Here is a 14,403-nt window from a genome sequence, read left to right on the forward strand (position 1 = left end):
TAGGACGTTTCGGTGACATGCATGAGAGAGACCAAGGCGGCGCGCCGTTCCCGCGGGGCGTTCACTGGCGCAACTCCGCAACGAAGTCGTAATAGCCGTCGCGGCAATAGGTGTCGGTCAGCTCGATGGCACGCTGATCGGCGGAAAAGCCCACGCGCGTGATGACGAGTAGCGCCGCGCGCGACTCGACGCCCATCAGTGCGGCGATCTCGCCCGTCGCGTTGACCGCGCGAAAGTGCTGCAGGGCGCGCACCACGGGCACGCGGCGCTGCTCCAGATACGAATACAGCGAGCCCTCGATCGCTTCCGGGTCCGGCACGATCGATACGGGCAGCGCCGAATGCTCGACGGCCATCACGGTGCCGTCGGCGCGGCGCAGCCGGCGCAGGCTCGTGATCGAGGCGCCCGGTGAAAGGCCGAGCTGCACGATCTCCTCGCGGTGCGCGGGCCGTACCTCGCGCGCGAGCCACACCGAGTCGGGCGTGAAGCCGCGCTGCTCCATTTTCTTCGTGAAGCCCGTGAGGCGCGACAGCGGATCTTCCACGCGTGGCGTGATGAAGCTGCCCGCGCCGCGCGCGCGCCGGATCAGCCCCTGCTCCACGAGCAACTCGATCGCCTTGCGCGCAGTGATGCGCGACACACCGATCGCGTCCGACAGCGTGCGCTCCGAGGGCAGCGCCTCGCCGGCCGACCACACGCCGCAGTGAATGGCCGTGGCGAGGTTGCGCGCCAGCTGCAGATAGAGCGGCGTCACGTTGCGCGCATCGGGCATCAGGGCAGACCAACGGGTTTCCATGGACTTGGCGCCAGCGGTTGGACGATCGTGGGGGGCCGGACGGGCATGTTACGCGGCGATGCCGGGTGTGCCGATTGATCCGGTGTGAATGCGAGCCCATTATATAACCACAATAAGACCAGTCAACAGATGCCGGTCCGTCGCAGCGGCTCTAAAAATATCATTAAAAATCAATATGTTGCACGAACACACAAGGCCCCAGTCAGTCGTGACCCGGCATCAGGATTTACCCTGGAAAGGGATCGTTGGGCTCCACAGTGGCATCCACAGGTTATCTGACATAGCCCACCGTAGTACCGCCGTAGGACCAAAGTGTGACGTCGGCAGGAAAGATAGCGCGCACTCAAGCGATTCCCTAGCGTCTCAATTGAGTGACATCAATCCGGCGCGCTGCGATCTTCAATTTCAAACAATCCTGATACTGCATGCGCAACAAAAAACGCCGTGGCTCTCGCCACGGCGTTCGGGTCCTGCTGGGCTCCCGCGTCGATGGGACGCTGGCAACCGGTTCTCGAATGTGCCTTTAGAACGACGGAACCATCGAGCCCTTGAACTGGTTCTTGATGAACTCGCGCACGTCTTCCGACTGGTACGCGGCAACCAGTTTCTTCACCCACGGCTTGTCCTTGTCCTGGGTGCGAACGGCAATCAGGTTCGCGTACGGGCTGTGGATGTCCTCGATTGCGATGGCATCCTTGGTCGGCTGCAGGCCGGCAGCCAGCGCGTAGTTCGTGTTGATCACGGCGGCGTCCACGTCGCCGAGCGCGCGCGGCAGTTGCGCGGCGTCGAGTTCGACGAGCTTGATCTTCTTCGGGTTTTCGGCAACGTCGAGCGGCGTCGCGTTGTTGCCGTTAGTGCCCGCGCCAGCGCGCAACTTGATCAGGCCCTTGTTTTGCAGGAGCAACAGCGCGCGGTTTTCGTTCGACGGGTCATTCGGCACGGCGACCTTCGCGCCTTGCGGCAGCTCGTTCAGCGATTTGAGCTTTTTCGAGTACACGCCAATGGGCGAGATGTACGTGAGGCCCGCGTTTGCGAGCTTGTAGCCGCGCTGCTTGATCTGGCTGTCGAGATACGGGCCGGTCTGGAAGCTGTTGGCGTCGAGTTCGCCGGCGTCGAGCGCGGCGTTCGGCTGCACGTAGTCGTTGAATTCGATGACCTTGACGTTCAGGCCTTCGCGCTTGGCGACCTTCTGGACGACGGCCCAGACCTGCGCGTCCGGACCCGAAACGGTGCCGACCTTGATGACCTGGTCGTCGGCGCGGGCGCCGAAGCTGGCTGCGAGAGTGGCGGCGGCAACGCCGGCGAGGAGTGCTTTAATCAGATTTCTGCGCTGCATGGAGGTGATGATCCTGCGTGGTTTTGTTGTTGCTCCGGTCCCGCGGCGTTGTGCGCCGTCTGCCGGACGATATAAATCGTCTCATATGGCGCCGGTTGCGGGAAATAATGAATTCGCATACTGGTATGCCAGCGCGGCTCTGAGGCGCGCGTTCACCTCTCGCGGTGAACGCGCAAGGCTTCCCTTAGTCGGGATTCGAGCCGAGAAGGATCTTCAGATCGTGCAGCCAGGGCGTGACGCCCTGCCCGTCGCGCGCGAAGAGGCGCAGTTTGCCGGTCGTGTCGAACACGTAGCTCGCCGCAGTGTGGTCCATCGTGTAGCTGTCAGGCGTGTTGCCGGGCACCTTGGCGTAGTACACGCGGAAATCCTTCGCCACCTGCTTGAGCTGGTCCTCGTTGGCAGGGCGCAGCCCGATGAAGGTCGGATTGAACGCGGCCGTGTACTGGCTCAGGATCTGCGGCGTGTCGCGCTCGGGATCGACGCTGACGAACAGCACCTGCACGCGCTTCGCCGCATCGGGCCCCAGTTGCTGGAGCGCCTGCGAAAGCTCGGCCATGGTGGTCGGGCAAACATCCGGGCAGTGCGTGTAGCCGAAGAACAGCACGACGACCTTGCCCTTGAAGTCGGCGAGCGTGCGTGTCTTGCCGCTCGTGTCGGGCAGCGCGAAGTCCTTGCCGAACTGCGTGTTGCCGGTGATGTCGAGATTCGTGAACGAGGGCGGCTGCTGGCCGCAGCCCTCCAGAACCAGCGTGCCGCCGAGCGCGCCTGCAGCGGCAAGCGCAACGACCGTGGCGCGCACGAAGCGCGCAAGCGTGCGGTGGGCCATAGCGTTACGCCGCGATGAGCGCATGCACGTAATGGTCGACAAGCAGCGCCACGAACAGCAACGAGAGGTAGATGATCGAATAGCGGAAAGTCTTGCGCGCCAGTGCGTCGGAATACTCGATGTAGATCTTCCACGCGTAGGCGAGGAACACCGCGCCGAGCAGCACGGCCGCAGCCAGATACAGCACGCCGCTCATGCCCGAGATGTACGGCATCAGCGTGACCGCGAACAGGATCACGGTGTAGAGCAGGATATGCAGACGCGTGTACTTCTCGCCGTGCGTGTTGGGCAGCATCGGCAGGCCGGCGTTTTCGTAGTCCTTGCGGCGGTAGAGCGCGAGCGCCCAGAAGTGCGGCGGCGTCCACACGAAAATGATCAGCACGAGAATCCAGGCGTCGCCGGGCACGTGGCCTGTGACAGCGGCCCAGCCGAGCGCCGGCGGCATGGCGCCCGAGGCGCCGCCGATCACGATGTTCTGCGGCGTGGCCGGCTTGAGCAGCAGCGTGTAGATGATCGCGTAGCCGATGAAGGTCGCGACCGTGAGCCACATGGTGAGCGGATTGGCGAACGTGTAGAGCACCCACATGCCGATGCCGCCGATCACCGCCGAGAAGATCAGGATCTGCCGGCTCGTGATCTCGCCGCGTGCCGAAGGACGCCAGGCAGTGCGACGCATGCGCGCATCCACCTTTTGCTCGACCAGACAGTTGATCGCGAAGGCCGCGCCAGCCGTGAGCCAGATGCCGACGGTGCCGCCGATCAGCTGTTTCCAGGGCACCATGCCCGGCACGGCGAGGAACATGCCGATGACGGCGCAAAACACGGCCAGTTGCGTGACGCGCGGCTTGGTGAGCGCGAGATATTGGGAAATCCGGCTACCGGGCGTCTGGGATAGGGTTGTACTTTCCATAGGGCGGGATCACACCGCAGCGGTGTCGCGCGCAGGGAGAACGGCGCGACCGGGGCGGCTACAAGCAATTCGAAAGTTTAGCACGACGACCAAAAGCAGCAGGATCGCCGCGCCACCGTTGTGCGCCACTGCCACGGGCAGCGGCCACTGCAGCACGATGTTGGAAAGCCCTGTCAGAAATTGGATAAAGATCACGATCATGATCCAATTTGCCGGGCGTCGCAGCGAGGCATAGCGTCGCAACTTGAGCGCGAACCATACCAGATAAGCGATCACGACGAACGCGAACGTGCGGTGCGTCCAGTGGATCGCGACGAGCGCGTCCTGTGTGATCACGTCGCCGTTGCCGTCCATGCCGAGCGCACGCCAGAGGTGGAAGCCGTGATGGAAATCCATCGGCGGAATCCACGCGCCGTTGCAGGTCGGAAAGTCGGTGCAGGCGAGCACCGCATAGTTCGTGCTCACCCAGCCGCCCAGCGCGATCTGCACGACGAGCAGCACGAGTGCCGTTAGCGCGGCCACGCGCCAGCGCGCGGCGTCGGGTTCGTATGCGGGCAGCGGCGTCATGCGCGCAGCGAGCCACGCGAGCGAGCCGAGCAGCGTGAGGCCGAGCAAGAGATGCGTCGTGACGATGATGGGCTGCAGCTTCATCGTCACCGTCCACGCGCCGAACACGCCCTGCACGAGGATCAGCCCGAGCAGCGCGGTGGGCCACCACGGCGACACGTGCAGCGGCAGGCGCTTGATGCGCGCGCGCCAGGCAATCGCCATCTGCGCAATGATCAGGACACCGATAGCCATGGCGAAATAACGGTGGATCATCTCGATCCATGCCTTCGTCATGCTCACGGGGCCGCTCGGCATGGCGAGATGCGCTGCGGCGATTTGCACATGCGCGATGAACGGCGACGACGTGCCATAGCAGCCCGGCCAGTCCGGACAGCCAAGGCCCGAGTCGGTCAGGCGCGTAAAGCCGCCAAACATCACGAGGTCGAGCGTCATGAACGTCGTGAGCCACACGAGCTTGCGAAACTTGTTGTCGTCGGCCTTCACCCAGACCCACGAGAGCGGCAGCAGCGCGATGCACAGGCCAATCAGGCCCAGCTCCAGGATAAACATCTCTCTTACTCTTCTCTGTCAGACTCGCGCTGCGCACCTTAACCGATGCGGGACCACTTGAGCAGTTTAGTGACGTCTTGCTTGATTTTCGACGGATCGGGATTCGCCGGGAATCGCATCATCAGGTTGCCGTTCGGATCGACCAGGTAGATGTGATCGGTGTCTTTCGTCGTTTCCGTGGCGGGCAGCCACGCAGCGACGGCGACCGGATCGGCGCGCAGCATGCGCGTGTCCGCGTAAGCGCCCTTCACTTTCGCGGGAACACTCGCGTCGTCGGAGCGCAGCCAGACCGTGACGACGCGCTCGCGCTCCGCGCCCTGCGTCGCGCGCACCTGGCGCATGAAATAGAGCTTCGTTGCGCAGGCCTCGTCGCAGGCGCCGCCATTCACCGAGATCATCAGCCAGCGGCCCTTGAGCGAGGCGAGCGGCACTTCATGACCGTCGTCGCCTGTCACCATGAGTGCGCCGGGAATGGGCCGCTGCGGCTCGATGAGCGCGCCATAGCTCGTCGTGCCGCCCTTCGGCTTGATCACGTAGTACGTGAAGTACGAAAGCGCGATAGGCGCGCCGCAGATGAGCGCGATGATGAGCAGCGTCCAGCGGCCACGCCGCTTTGCGTCCTTCTGCGCGGGTGCGGCGGCCGGCTGTGCGACCTGGGCGGAACGGGGGGATTGCGTCGACACTCTCGTGGAACCTCGCTTCTGTCGCTTTCAGTTGTCCATGCGCTGCATACGCAGCGCCATCGTCCGGATCGTGCCGGGACGGAATTGATTCGTCCGACGGATCATCAGGCATCCTTCGCGCTGCCTGCGCTTTGCCTTCCGGGCTCTTCGGCCCGCCGCCTGGCTTCGCCTTCGATGCGCTCTTTTGTCGCAGCCTTACGGGCTGCAAAAAGACCGAAACCGAGGGCCGCGAGCGCCATGCCCCACCACTGGAGCATGTAGCCGTAGTTGCGCTCGACGTCGGTATCCGGCACAGGCCAGTCGCGCACGAGCCCGTCCTTGAGGGCCGGCACGAAGCCGGTTTGCTGGATCACGAACGGTTGCAGCGGCAACCCGGTTTCCGCTGCGTAGGAAGCGACGCCGAGATTCTGCCGTATCTTCTGATGCGCCGCAGAGCCGCCCGCACCCAGTTCGAACGCGCGCGAGGCATCCGCGCGCGCAATGCCTTCCACGACTATCGGCCCCGGCGGCGTGACATAGGGCGCGATCGCGGCCCGCTCTGCGATGTTGCGCGGCAACCAGCCGCGATTCACCAGCACGTAGCCGCCGCCTTCAAGTTTAAGCGGCATCACCACATAAAAACCCGGCTGATCGTTATAGGGACGATTGTCGAGATACACCACGCGCTCGGGCAGGAATGTGCCCGTCGCCAGCACGCGATGAAACTCAATGTCCTTCAGCGCGAGCGGCGTTACGCCCACTGGTTGCGGCGTAGACGATTCGTACTGCGTGATTTGCGCCTGCAGCGCCTCCTTCTGATGCGCGCGATCGCGCTGCCAGAAGCCGAGCCGGATCGTCACGGCCATCACGATCAGGATGAGCAATGCGGGGACGAGCCTGAATTTCATTGGGCACGCCCGATGCGAAACATAGAAGTGATCGAACCCCGCGCCGTGTGACACGATGCGATAATGAGACAGGCGTTTTCAGGCATGCCAAATTCCGTGAACTTCATGCACATACTCGTCCCCGTTGCGTTCGCGCTGATCATCGCGAGCATGATCTCCGCGCTCTACTTCATGATGCACGACCGGGGCCGCACCAAGCGGATGGTCTGGTCGCTCGCCACGCGCGTGGGTCTTTCCATCTCGCTCTTTCTCTTCATCCTGTTCGCGCACTGGATGGGCTGGATTCAGTCCACCGGGATTCCTTATGGTCGCTGAGCGCAGCCGAGCGTAACCGAACGCCGCAGCGCAAACCCCATTGCGTAAAACACAAGGCGCCGCGCCGACGAGGTCGGGCGGCGCCTTGTTTCATTCTGTTCCCAAACGCCGCGGCCTGCGCGGCGCACCACACATCACAGCCAGTACACGACGACGTAGAGGCCGAGCCACACCACGTCAACGAAGTGCCAGTACCATGCCGCGCCTTCGAATGCGAAGTGGTGTTCCGCGGTGAAGTGGCCGCGAATGAGCCGGATCATCACGACCGTGAGCATCGTGCCGCCCAGGAACACGTGGAAGCCGTGGAAGCCCGTGAGCAGGAAGAACGTCGAACCGTAGATGCCCGAAGCCAGCGTGAGGTTCAGTTCGCCGTACGCGTGGATGTACTCGAACGCCTGCAGGAAGAGGAAGCACACGCCCAGCACGATCGTCGCGGCGAGCCAGGCGATGGCCTTCGTGCGATGGTTGTCGCGCAGCGCGTGGTGCGAAACGGTGAGCGTCGCGCCCGAGGAGAGCAGCAGCGCCGTGTTGATGGTCGGCACGGGCCAGGGCGTCATCGAGCGGAAGTGCGAGACCAGTGCTGCTGGACCGTTGTTCGGCCAGACGGCCGAGAAGTCCGGCCAGATCAGCTTGTAGTCGAGGCTGCCGAGTTGATGCAGGGCGATCGCACGCGCGTAGAAGAGCGCACCGAAGAACGCGCCGAAGAACATCACTTCCGAGAAGATGAACCAGCTCATGCTCCAGCGGTACGACACGTCGACGCGCTTGCCGTACATGCCGCCCTCGGATTCGGCGATGGCGTCGCCGAACCAGTGCCACAGCGTGAAGAGCAGCCACAGCAGGCCGACGACTACGCCGATCGGCCCCCACGAGTCGCCGTTGATCCACGACGCGAGCGACGCGAGCATGACCAGAAGCCCAATGGACGCGCTGATCGGATGCCGCGACGGGTGCGGTACGAAGTAGTACGGGCTATCGTTTTGGCCGCTCATGCCTGTTTCTCCAATTTCCAGTTGCTCCGGACATCGCCGGCTGCTTTTACCCGAGTGTGTCCTCGTTATTCACTGCTTCGCGCGCAGCATTGCGCGCTCCAGGGCTGCTCACCCCACCACCGCGTGCACGATCAACAGCAGCACGACGATGAACAGCACTGCGCCGATGATGCCCGCGATGATCAACTGCACGGGGTTCAGGTTCGCGGCGTCGTCTTCGAGGTCGGCGCGTTTGCGCACGCCGAGAAAAGACCACGCCACCGCCTTCATCACCTGCAGGATGCCGCCCTTCTTCTTCGCCGGGCCCGTGCCGCCGCGTTCGTCGCTCATGCGCCTTTCGCCTCCTGGCTTCGCTGCCAGAACCTCATGCTCCCGCCGACTGTTTCGGCGGCGGCGGCACGGCCGGCTTGTTCAGCTCGAAAAACGTGTACGACAGCGTGATCGTCTTCACGTCCTTCGGCAGCTTCGGGTCGATGACGAACACCACCGGCATGCGCTTCGTCTCGTTCGCCTTCAAGACCTGTTGCGTGAAGCAGAAGCACTCGATCTTGCGGAAGTACTCGGTTGCCTGCTTCGGCGCGTAGCTCGGAATGGCCTGCGCGTCGATCGTGCGTCCTTCGTTGTTCGAAATGTCATACATCACCGTCATGACTTCGCCCGGATGCACGTCGAGGCTCGTTTGCTCCGGCTTGAAGCCGAGCAGCCCGCGTGCGTTCGCGTCGAACTCGACCGAGATCGTGCGCGTCATGTCCACCTGCGTGTTGCGCGCCTCGCGCTCGGTGGCATCGCGCTGCACCAGGTTGTTGATGCCCGTGACCTGGCAGATCGCGCGATACATCGGCACGAGCGCAAAACCGAAACCGAACATCAGCAGCGCCACGACGACGAGCTTGATGAGCATCGACCGGTTGAATGCGCGATCATTTCCAGCTTGCGTGGACATCGGACTTCCTCGAACGATCTTCCGGCAAACGCACTTCGCGTTAGTGGCCGGGGAAATACACCTGCTTGACGACGGCAGCCACAAAGAAACCGACTACGACGGCCAACAGAATGAGGCCGAGCCGCAGATTGCCCGCGCGGATTTGCTCAGGCGTGCGTCTTTTTTGTGGATCCCGGGTCATACGTGCAGCGCGGTTGGCCGCGGCTTCTCCTTGCATCGTGAATCGCCTCTCATGCGTGCTGCGATGAAGACTGCGTGAAGACTGCGTGAAGACCGCGGGCTTCGTTCGCGTCCGGCCGTGTGCAGCCGGACGCCATAAACTCAACGGCTTACTCGACCGTCGGCGGATTCTCGAACGTGTGGAACGGCGCCGGACTCGGCACGGTCCATTCGAGGCCCGTTGCGCCGTCCCACGGCTTGTCGGTCGCCTTCTCCAGTTCGCCGCCGCCGCGGTACGCAGGCAGCGCCACCGCGAACAGGAAGTACACCTGAGAAAGTCCGAAGCCGAAGGCGCCGATCGAGATCACCTGGTTCCAGTCGGTGAACTGGGCCGGATAGTCGGCATAGCGGCGCGGCATCCCGGCGAGGCCGACGAAGTGCATCGGCAGGAACGCGAGGTTGAAGAAGATGAGCGAGCACCAGAAGTGGATCTTGCCGCGCGTCTCGTTGTACATCCAGCCGGTCCATTTTGGAGACCAGTAGTACCACCCTGAGAACAACGCGAATAATGATCCCGCCACCAGCACGTAATGGAAGTGCGCCACCACGAAGTAAGTGCCGTGATACTGGATGTCGAGCGGCGCCATGGCGAGCATCAGGCCCGAGAGACCGCCGAACGTGAACACGATCAGGAAACCCACTGCCCACAGCATCGGCGTCTCGAAGGTGAGCGAGCCGCGCCACATCGTGGCGACCCAGTTGAACACCTTCACGCCCGTCGGCACCGCGATCAGCATGGTCGCGTACATGAAGAAGAGCTGGCCCGTGACCGGCATGCCGGTCGCGAACATGTGGTGCGCCCAGACCATGAACGAGAGAATCGCGATCGACGCCGTGGCGTACACCATCGAGCTATAGCCGAACAGCGGCTTGCGCGAGAACGCCGGAATGACCTGCGAGACGATCCCGAACGCCGGCAAGATCATGATGTAGACCTCGGGGTGCCCGAAGAACCAGAAGATGTGCTGGTACATGACCGGGTCGCCGCCGCCTGCAGCATTGAAGAAGCTCGTGCCAAAGTGGCGGTCGAACAGCAGCATCGTGATCGCGCCTGCGAGCACCGGCATCACGGCGATCAGCAGGTAGGCGGTGATGAGCCACGTCCACACGAACATCGGCATCTTCATGAGCGTCATGCCCGGCGCGCGCAGATTCAGGATGGTCACGACGATGTTGATGCCGCCCATGATCGACGAGGCACCCATGATGTGCACCGCGAAGATCGCGAAGTCCATGCCCGGGCCCATCTGCGTGGAGAGCGGCGCGTAGAGCGTCCAGCCCGCGGCGGTCGCGCCGCCCGGCGCGAAGAACGAGCCCACCAGCAAACACGCGGCGGCGGGCAGCAGCCAGAAGCTGAAGTTGTTCATGCGCGCGAACGCCATGTCCGAGGCGCCGATCTGCAGCGGAATCATCCAGTTCGCGAAGCCCACGAACGCCGGCATGATCGCGCCGAACACCATGATGAGGCCGTGCATCGTGGTGAGCTGGTTGAAGAACTCGGGGCGCATGATCTGCATGCCCGGCTCGAACAGCTCCGCACGAATGGCGAGCGCCATGACGCCGCCCGAAAGGAACATCACGAACGAGAAGAGCAGATACAGCGTTCCGATGTCCTTGTGATTCGTCGCGAGCAGCCAGCGGCGCCAGCCGTGGGGCGTGGCGTGCGCGTGGTCGCCGTGCACGTGGCCGTGCCCTCCAGCTACATCGTGTCCGATGCTAGACATGACTTTCTCCTGAAGCGAATTGCTTTGTGTCTCTTGCTGCAGCGTTTGCCTGCTTGTTTTGTGCTCGCGCAGCGCTTGTCCTGCGTCTCTTGCTGCTTGTCTTTCTTGCGCTGGCCCGCTCAGGCCGCGGCGCCGATCTCCACCCGGCGCGCTTCCTTCGCGTTCGCACCGCCCGTGATCGTTTCCGGCTTCTTCAGAATGATGTGGTCTTCGGCAATGCCCGCCGCCTTCATCGCGTCGCGCACGGCTTGCGCGCGGCGCTTGGCGAGGTCCGCGTTCGTGCTGGCGTTGCCGCTCGAATCGGTGTAGCCCGAAAGCGTGAACTTCGCGTCCGGGTGCGCCTTCGCGTAGTCAGCCGCAGCCTGGATCGCGTCCTTCGCGTCGGCGGGCAGCGTGCTCTTGCCCACTTCGAAGTAGACGCTTGCGGGCAGCGCGGCTGCGCTCGGCGCCACGGCGCCCGACGCCTGATCAACGCCGCTTGCCGCCGCCGCACCACTTGCCGCACTCGCTTGGGCAGCGCCGCTAGCCTCTTGCGCTGCACTGGCCGCGGCCGCGCCACTCGCATCGCCCGCACCCGCCGCGGCAGTATGGTCACCGCCCTCGGGCATCTTGCCGTTACGCGCGTCGGTCACCTGGCGCGGCTGCAGCACGTCGCCGGTGTGGTTGCCCCACGAGTTGCGCTCGAACGTGATGACCGAGGCGATCTCCACGTCGTTGAGCGTGGGCGCCCACGAAGGCATGGCGTTCTTGCCGTGCAGGACGATGCTCACGTGCTCGGCGATCGGGCCGTTGGCGATCTTGCTGCCGTCAAGCGCCGGGAACGCGCCCGCGCCCTTGCCGGTGGGCTGGTGGCACACCGCGCAGTTTGACGTGTAGACCTTCTCGCCGCGCTCCTTGAGTTCGGCCAGCGTATAGGTCTTGTTCGGGTCGTCGTTGGCGGCGGCCATCTTTGCCTTTTGCGTATCGACCCACTTTGCATAGTCGTCGTCGGAGAGCACCTCGACCACAACCGGCATGAACGCGTGTTCCTTGCCGCACAGCTCGGTACAGAAGCCGCGATAGGTGCCGACCTTGTCGGCCTTGAACCACGTGTCGCGCACGAAGCCCGGAATCGCGTCCTGCTTCACGCCGAACGCGGGCACGTACCACGAGTGCACGACGTCGTTGGCCGTCGTGATGATGCGGATCTTCTTGTTCACCGGCACGACCAGCGGATTGTCGACTTCCTGCAGGTACGTATCGGTGATCGGCACCCGGTTGTTCACCTCGGAGCGCGGCGTGCTGAGCGTGGAGAGGAAGTTGATGCCCTCGCCCGGCCCCTTCACGTAGTCGTAGCCCCATTTCCACTGGTAGCCCGTGACCTTCACGGTGAGGTCGGCGTTGGACGTGTCCTTCATCGCGACGACGGCCTTGGTGGCGGGCAGCGCCATCAGCACGACGATGATGAACGGCACCACCGTCCAGATGATTTCGACCGTGGTGCTCTCGTGAAAGTGAGCGGCCTTGTGACCCTTCGATTTACGGTGCGCGTAGATCGAATAGAACATGACGCCGAACACGCCGACGAAAATCACGGCGCACAAGAGCAGCATCATCATATGGAGGCTGTAGAGCTCTTCGGCGATGCGCGTGACGGGCGGCTGAAAATTGATCTCGTTCACCGCAGGGCCGCCTGGGCTGTCTCCGACTGCGAGTGCCGCGCCGGCGACGAGAAATCCGCTGCACGCCAGCACGCCCTGGAGGGCTCGCTTGATTGTTTTCATAGCTTCCTTACCCATAATTTCCATTCAAACCCTCGACCCCGCAGGAAGGTTTTGCAACCAGGGCGCCCCCTGGGACGCTCATACCGCAAACCGGCAAACGCACGCGCCGCGTATTAAACCGCGCGCGCAAGCCAGGCACGCAGTTCCCGCGCGAACTGCGCACGCCGATATTGCGGCAGATGCAACCCGACAGCGACCGCCTGACCGCGGGACACGAGACGCACCGGGTCGCGTGGGGTCGCGCCCGGCTCGACCCGGACCCAGCGGGGATTGAATTCGAACTGCGTGAGCGCGTCGGCGCTCATCTGTTCGATCACCAGCCGGTTCGGATAAAGCCTGATACGTTCGTAATCGACAGCATGGCGCGCATAAATGACAAAAGCGCCGCCTACTACCAACAGATCGATACCGGTAAACGGCAAAACCAGCCAGGCGCCGTGGATCAACAACAGAACGGCGATCGCGATGGAAACCAGCGCCAGCGAAACATAGAAGAACACGAATTGCCTGGGCGAAACCGAACAGTTGCGCTTCATGGTCCAGTCTTTCAGGACCGGCTCCGGATTCGCCAGCAGATCAGACGCCTGCATCGCTCGCATCCCCCACTTGCAACTTCGTCAGACTATCGCCGCGTCGCGCCTCGCACAACTACGGGAACATCTGGACTTGCCACAATGGAATTTGGGGACCCTTCCGTGCAGCAAACTGACGCATTATAGGCGTGATCCCCAGCCCTCACAAGCAAGGCTCAATCGCTCGCAAACCCACACCAGACGGGACTTGCAGCGATTTTTCAAGCATTTCCCCAGGGCTTTTCAGGCGCTAATTTCAGGCATAACGAAAGCCCCCTTACCACGCTACCGATTCCTTGCCGGACCTCGGCCGATGTCTTCGAGGCGCACAATGCCATGGCCTTCGGCGGTCGTGCGCGGCACCGCCTTCCACGCGTGGCCGTAGATAATCTCGAAGGTTAGCGGGATCGTGCCCGCGTGCGGCCCATCTGTACAGCGGCGCGCCTCGAGCGCGGCCACGAGCGCACGGTGCAGGCGCCGCGCGCCGTGCGTGCCGCCGTGATCACGCTCGCCATCGCCGTTGCGCTCGAACGGATACGCACCCCAACGGCGCACGTCGGCGAGCAGCTTCTCCGGCGTCTTGTAAGTGATGGTGAGCGCTTCCTGGTCCATCACCGGAATCTCGAAACCGTTCTCGACGAGCATGTCGCCAAGATCGTGCATGTCGACGAAATCGATCACGTGCGCGCGCGTCGGCACGCCGTGCGCGGCTTCGACCTCGGCGAAGGCGCCGCGCAGCTCCTTGAGCGTGTCGGGCCCGAGCGTGCTGAACATCAGCAGCCCGTTGACCTTGAGCACGCGCTGCCACTCCCCGAACACGAGGTCGGGGCGCGGATGCCAATGCAGTGCGAAATTCGACCACAGCAGTTCGAACGCGTCATGCGCGAACGGCAGTTCGGCAAAGTCGCCCTGCACGACACGCGGACCGCGCGAACCGAGCGCACGGCCAACCGATGCGGGCAGAAAGCGCCGCCAGCTCGTGTCGGGAGCATCGTGCTCGCGGGCGCGGCGCAGCATGGCGAGGGAGAGATCGGTGCCGAACACGGGCGCTTCGGGAAAGCGCTCGCGCAAGCCGGGCAGGTCGTCGCCCTGGCCGCACGCGATGTCGAGCACGGCCGCGGGATTCACCTTGATATATTCGAGGCGCTCGCGCATGCGTTGCGCGATTTCACGCGGCAGGAAGGCAACGTCGTCGAAAGTCGCCGCTCGGCGATCGAAGATGCGCCGAAGGTGCCGGGTGTCATAGTCCGGACGGCCAGTTCTTGCGGGAGACGGGGACATGTCGGTCGTATTGGCGAAGTCTGCGAAGTATACTCGC

Annotated in this window: 16 protein-coding genes; 1 reads left to right on the forward strand and 15 read right to left on the reverse strand. The window is 63.5% G+C overall.

The features are described 5' to 3' along the window. Window positions 1-61: 61 nt before the first annotated feature. From JMY28_RS03245 to JMY28_RS03275, 7 genes are all read right to left on the reverse strand, one after another. Entirely contained in the window at window positions 62-796 is a 735-nt protein-coding gene (locus JMY28_RS03245; protein WP_201694453.1) for a GntR family transcriptional regulator, read from the reverse strand. 523 nt (window positions 797-1,319) lie between these two features. Further along, window positions 1,320-2,132: a MetQ/NlpA family ABC transporter substrate-binding protein gene (locus JMY28_RS03250; RefSeq protein ID WP_201694454.1), complete on the reverse strand. Its 813-nt coding sequence runs from the start codon at window positions 2,130-2,132 to the stop codon at window positions 1,320-1,322. Window positions 2,133-2,316: 184 nt separating this feature from the next. After that, a complete protein-coding gene (locus JMY28_RS03255) occupies window positions 2,317-2,958 on the reverse strand; it encodes an SCO family protein (RefSeq protein ID WP_201694455.1) in 642 nt (213 codons plus the stop codon). Between the two features lie 4 nt (window positions 2,959-2,962). Beyond that, entirely contained in the window at window positions 2,963-3,868 is a 906-nt protein-coding gene (cyoE, locus tag JMY28_RS03260) for a heme o synthase (protein WP_201694456.1), read from the reverse strand. A gap of 9 nt (window positions 3,869-3,877) precedes the next feature. Beyond that, window positions 3,878-4,987: a COX15/CtaA family protein gene (locus tag JMY28_RS03265; RefSeq protein WP_201694457.1), complete on the reverse strand. Its 1,110-nt coding sequence runs from the start codon at window positions 4,985-4,987 to the stop codon at window positions 3,878-3,880. Window positions 4,988-5,025: 38 nt separating this feature from the next. Continuing rightward, on the reverse strand, window positions 5,026-5,670 hold the full coding sequence (locus JMY28_RS03270) for an SCO family protein (RefSeq protein ID WP_201694458.1): 645 nt from the start codon (window positions 5,668-5,670) through the stop codon (window positions 5,026-5,028). Window positions 5,671-5,774: 104 nt separating this feature from the next. Continuing rightward, a complete protein-coding gene (locus JMY28_RS03275; protein ID WP_201694459.1) occupies window positions 5,775-6,557 on the reverse strand; it encodes an SURF1 family protein in 783 nt (260 codons plus the stop codon). A 105-nt stretch (window positions 6,558-6,662) separates the two neighbouring features. On the opposite strand from JMY28_RS03275, the gene JMY28_RS03280 reads away from it, so the two are divergent. After that, window positions 6,663-6,872 carry a twin transmembrane helix small protein gene (locus JMY28_RS03280; protein ID WP_028201826.1) on the forward strand — a complete coding sequence of 70 codons (210 nt, stop codon included), beginning with the start codon at window positions 6,663-6,665 and terminating at the stop codon, window positions 6,870-6,872. A gap of 134 nt (window positions 6,873-7,006) precedes the next feature. On the opposite strand, the gene JMY28_RS03285 is transcribed toward JMY28_RS03280, so the two are convergent. The 8 genes from JMY28_RS03285 to JMY28_RS03320 form a co-directional block, all read right to left on the reverse strand. Beyond that, window positions 7,007-7,864, reverse strand: coding sequence for a cytochrome c oxidase subunit 3 (locus JMY28_RS03285; RefSeq protein WP_201694460.1), 858 nt, complete (start codon window positions 7,862-7,864; stop codon window positions 7,007-7,009). Window positions 7,865-7,972: 108 nt separating this feature from the next. Next, a complete protein-coding gene (locus JMY28_RS03290; RefSeq protein ID WP_201694461.1) occupies window positions 7,973-8,194 on the reverse strand; it encodes a DUF2970 domain-containing protein in 222 nt (73 codons plus the stop codon). A 34-nt stretch (window positions 8,195-8,228) separates the two neighbouring features. Next, window positions 8,229-8,807, reverse strand: coding sequence for a cytochrome c oxidase assembly protein (locus JMY28_RS03295; protein ID WP_051481078.1), 579 nt, complete (start codon window positions 8,805-8,807; stop codon window positions 8,229-8,231). A 40-nt stretch (window positions 8,808-8,847) separates the two neighbouring features. Then, window positions 8,848-8,988 (reverse strand): cytochrome oxidase small assembly protein, encoded by a 141-nt coding sequence (locus JMY28_RS03300; RefSeq protein ID WP_208867222.1) that lies wholly within the window; start codon window positions 8,986-8,988, stop codon window positions 8,848-8,850. Window positions 8,989-9,136: 148 nt separating this feature from the next. Next, window positions 9,137-10,750: a cytochrome c oxidase subunit I gene (gene ctaD, locus JMY28_RS03305; RefSeq protein WP_201694462.1), complete on the reverse strand. Its 1,614-nt coding sequence runs from the start codon at window positions 10,748-10,750 to the stop codon at window positions 9,137-9,139. A 119-nt stretch (window positions 10,751-10,869) separates the two neighbouring features. Continuing rightward, window positions 10,870-12,537 carry a cytochrome c oxidase subunit II gene (gene coxB / locus JMY28_RS03310; protein WP_201694463.1) on the reverse strand — a complete coding sequence of 556 codons (1,668 nt, stop codon included), beginning with the start codon at window positions 12,535-12,537 and terminating at the stop codon, window positions 10,870-10,872. Window positions 12,538-12,626: 89 nt separating this feature from the next. Further along, window positions 12,627-13,103 carry a DUF2244 domain-containing protein gene (locus JMY28_RS03315; protein ID WP_201694464.1) on the reverse strand — a complete coding sequence of 159 codons (477 nt, stop codon included), beginning with the start codon at window positions 13,101-13,103 and terminating at the stop codon, window positions 12,627-12,629. A 267-nt stretch (window positions 13,104-13,370) separates the two neighbouring features. Next, window positions 13,371-14,366, reverse strand: coding sequence for a methyltransferase domain-containing protein (locus tag JMY28_RS03320; protein ID WP_201694465.1), 996 nt, complete (start codon window positions 14,364-14,366; stop codon window positions 13,371-13,373). Window positions 14,367-14,403: the final 37 nt, after the last annotated feature.

The sequence above is a fragment of the Paraburkholderia hiiakae genome, from assembly GCF_904848665.1.
Classification (GTDB): domain Bacteria; phylum Pseudomonadota; class Gammaproteobacteria; order Burkholderiales; family Burkholderiaceae; genus Paraburkholderia; species Paraburkholderia hiiakae.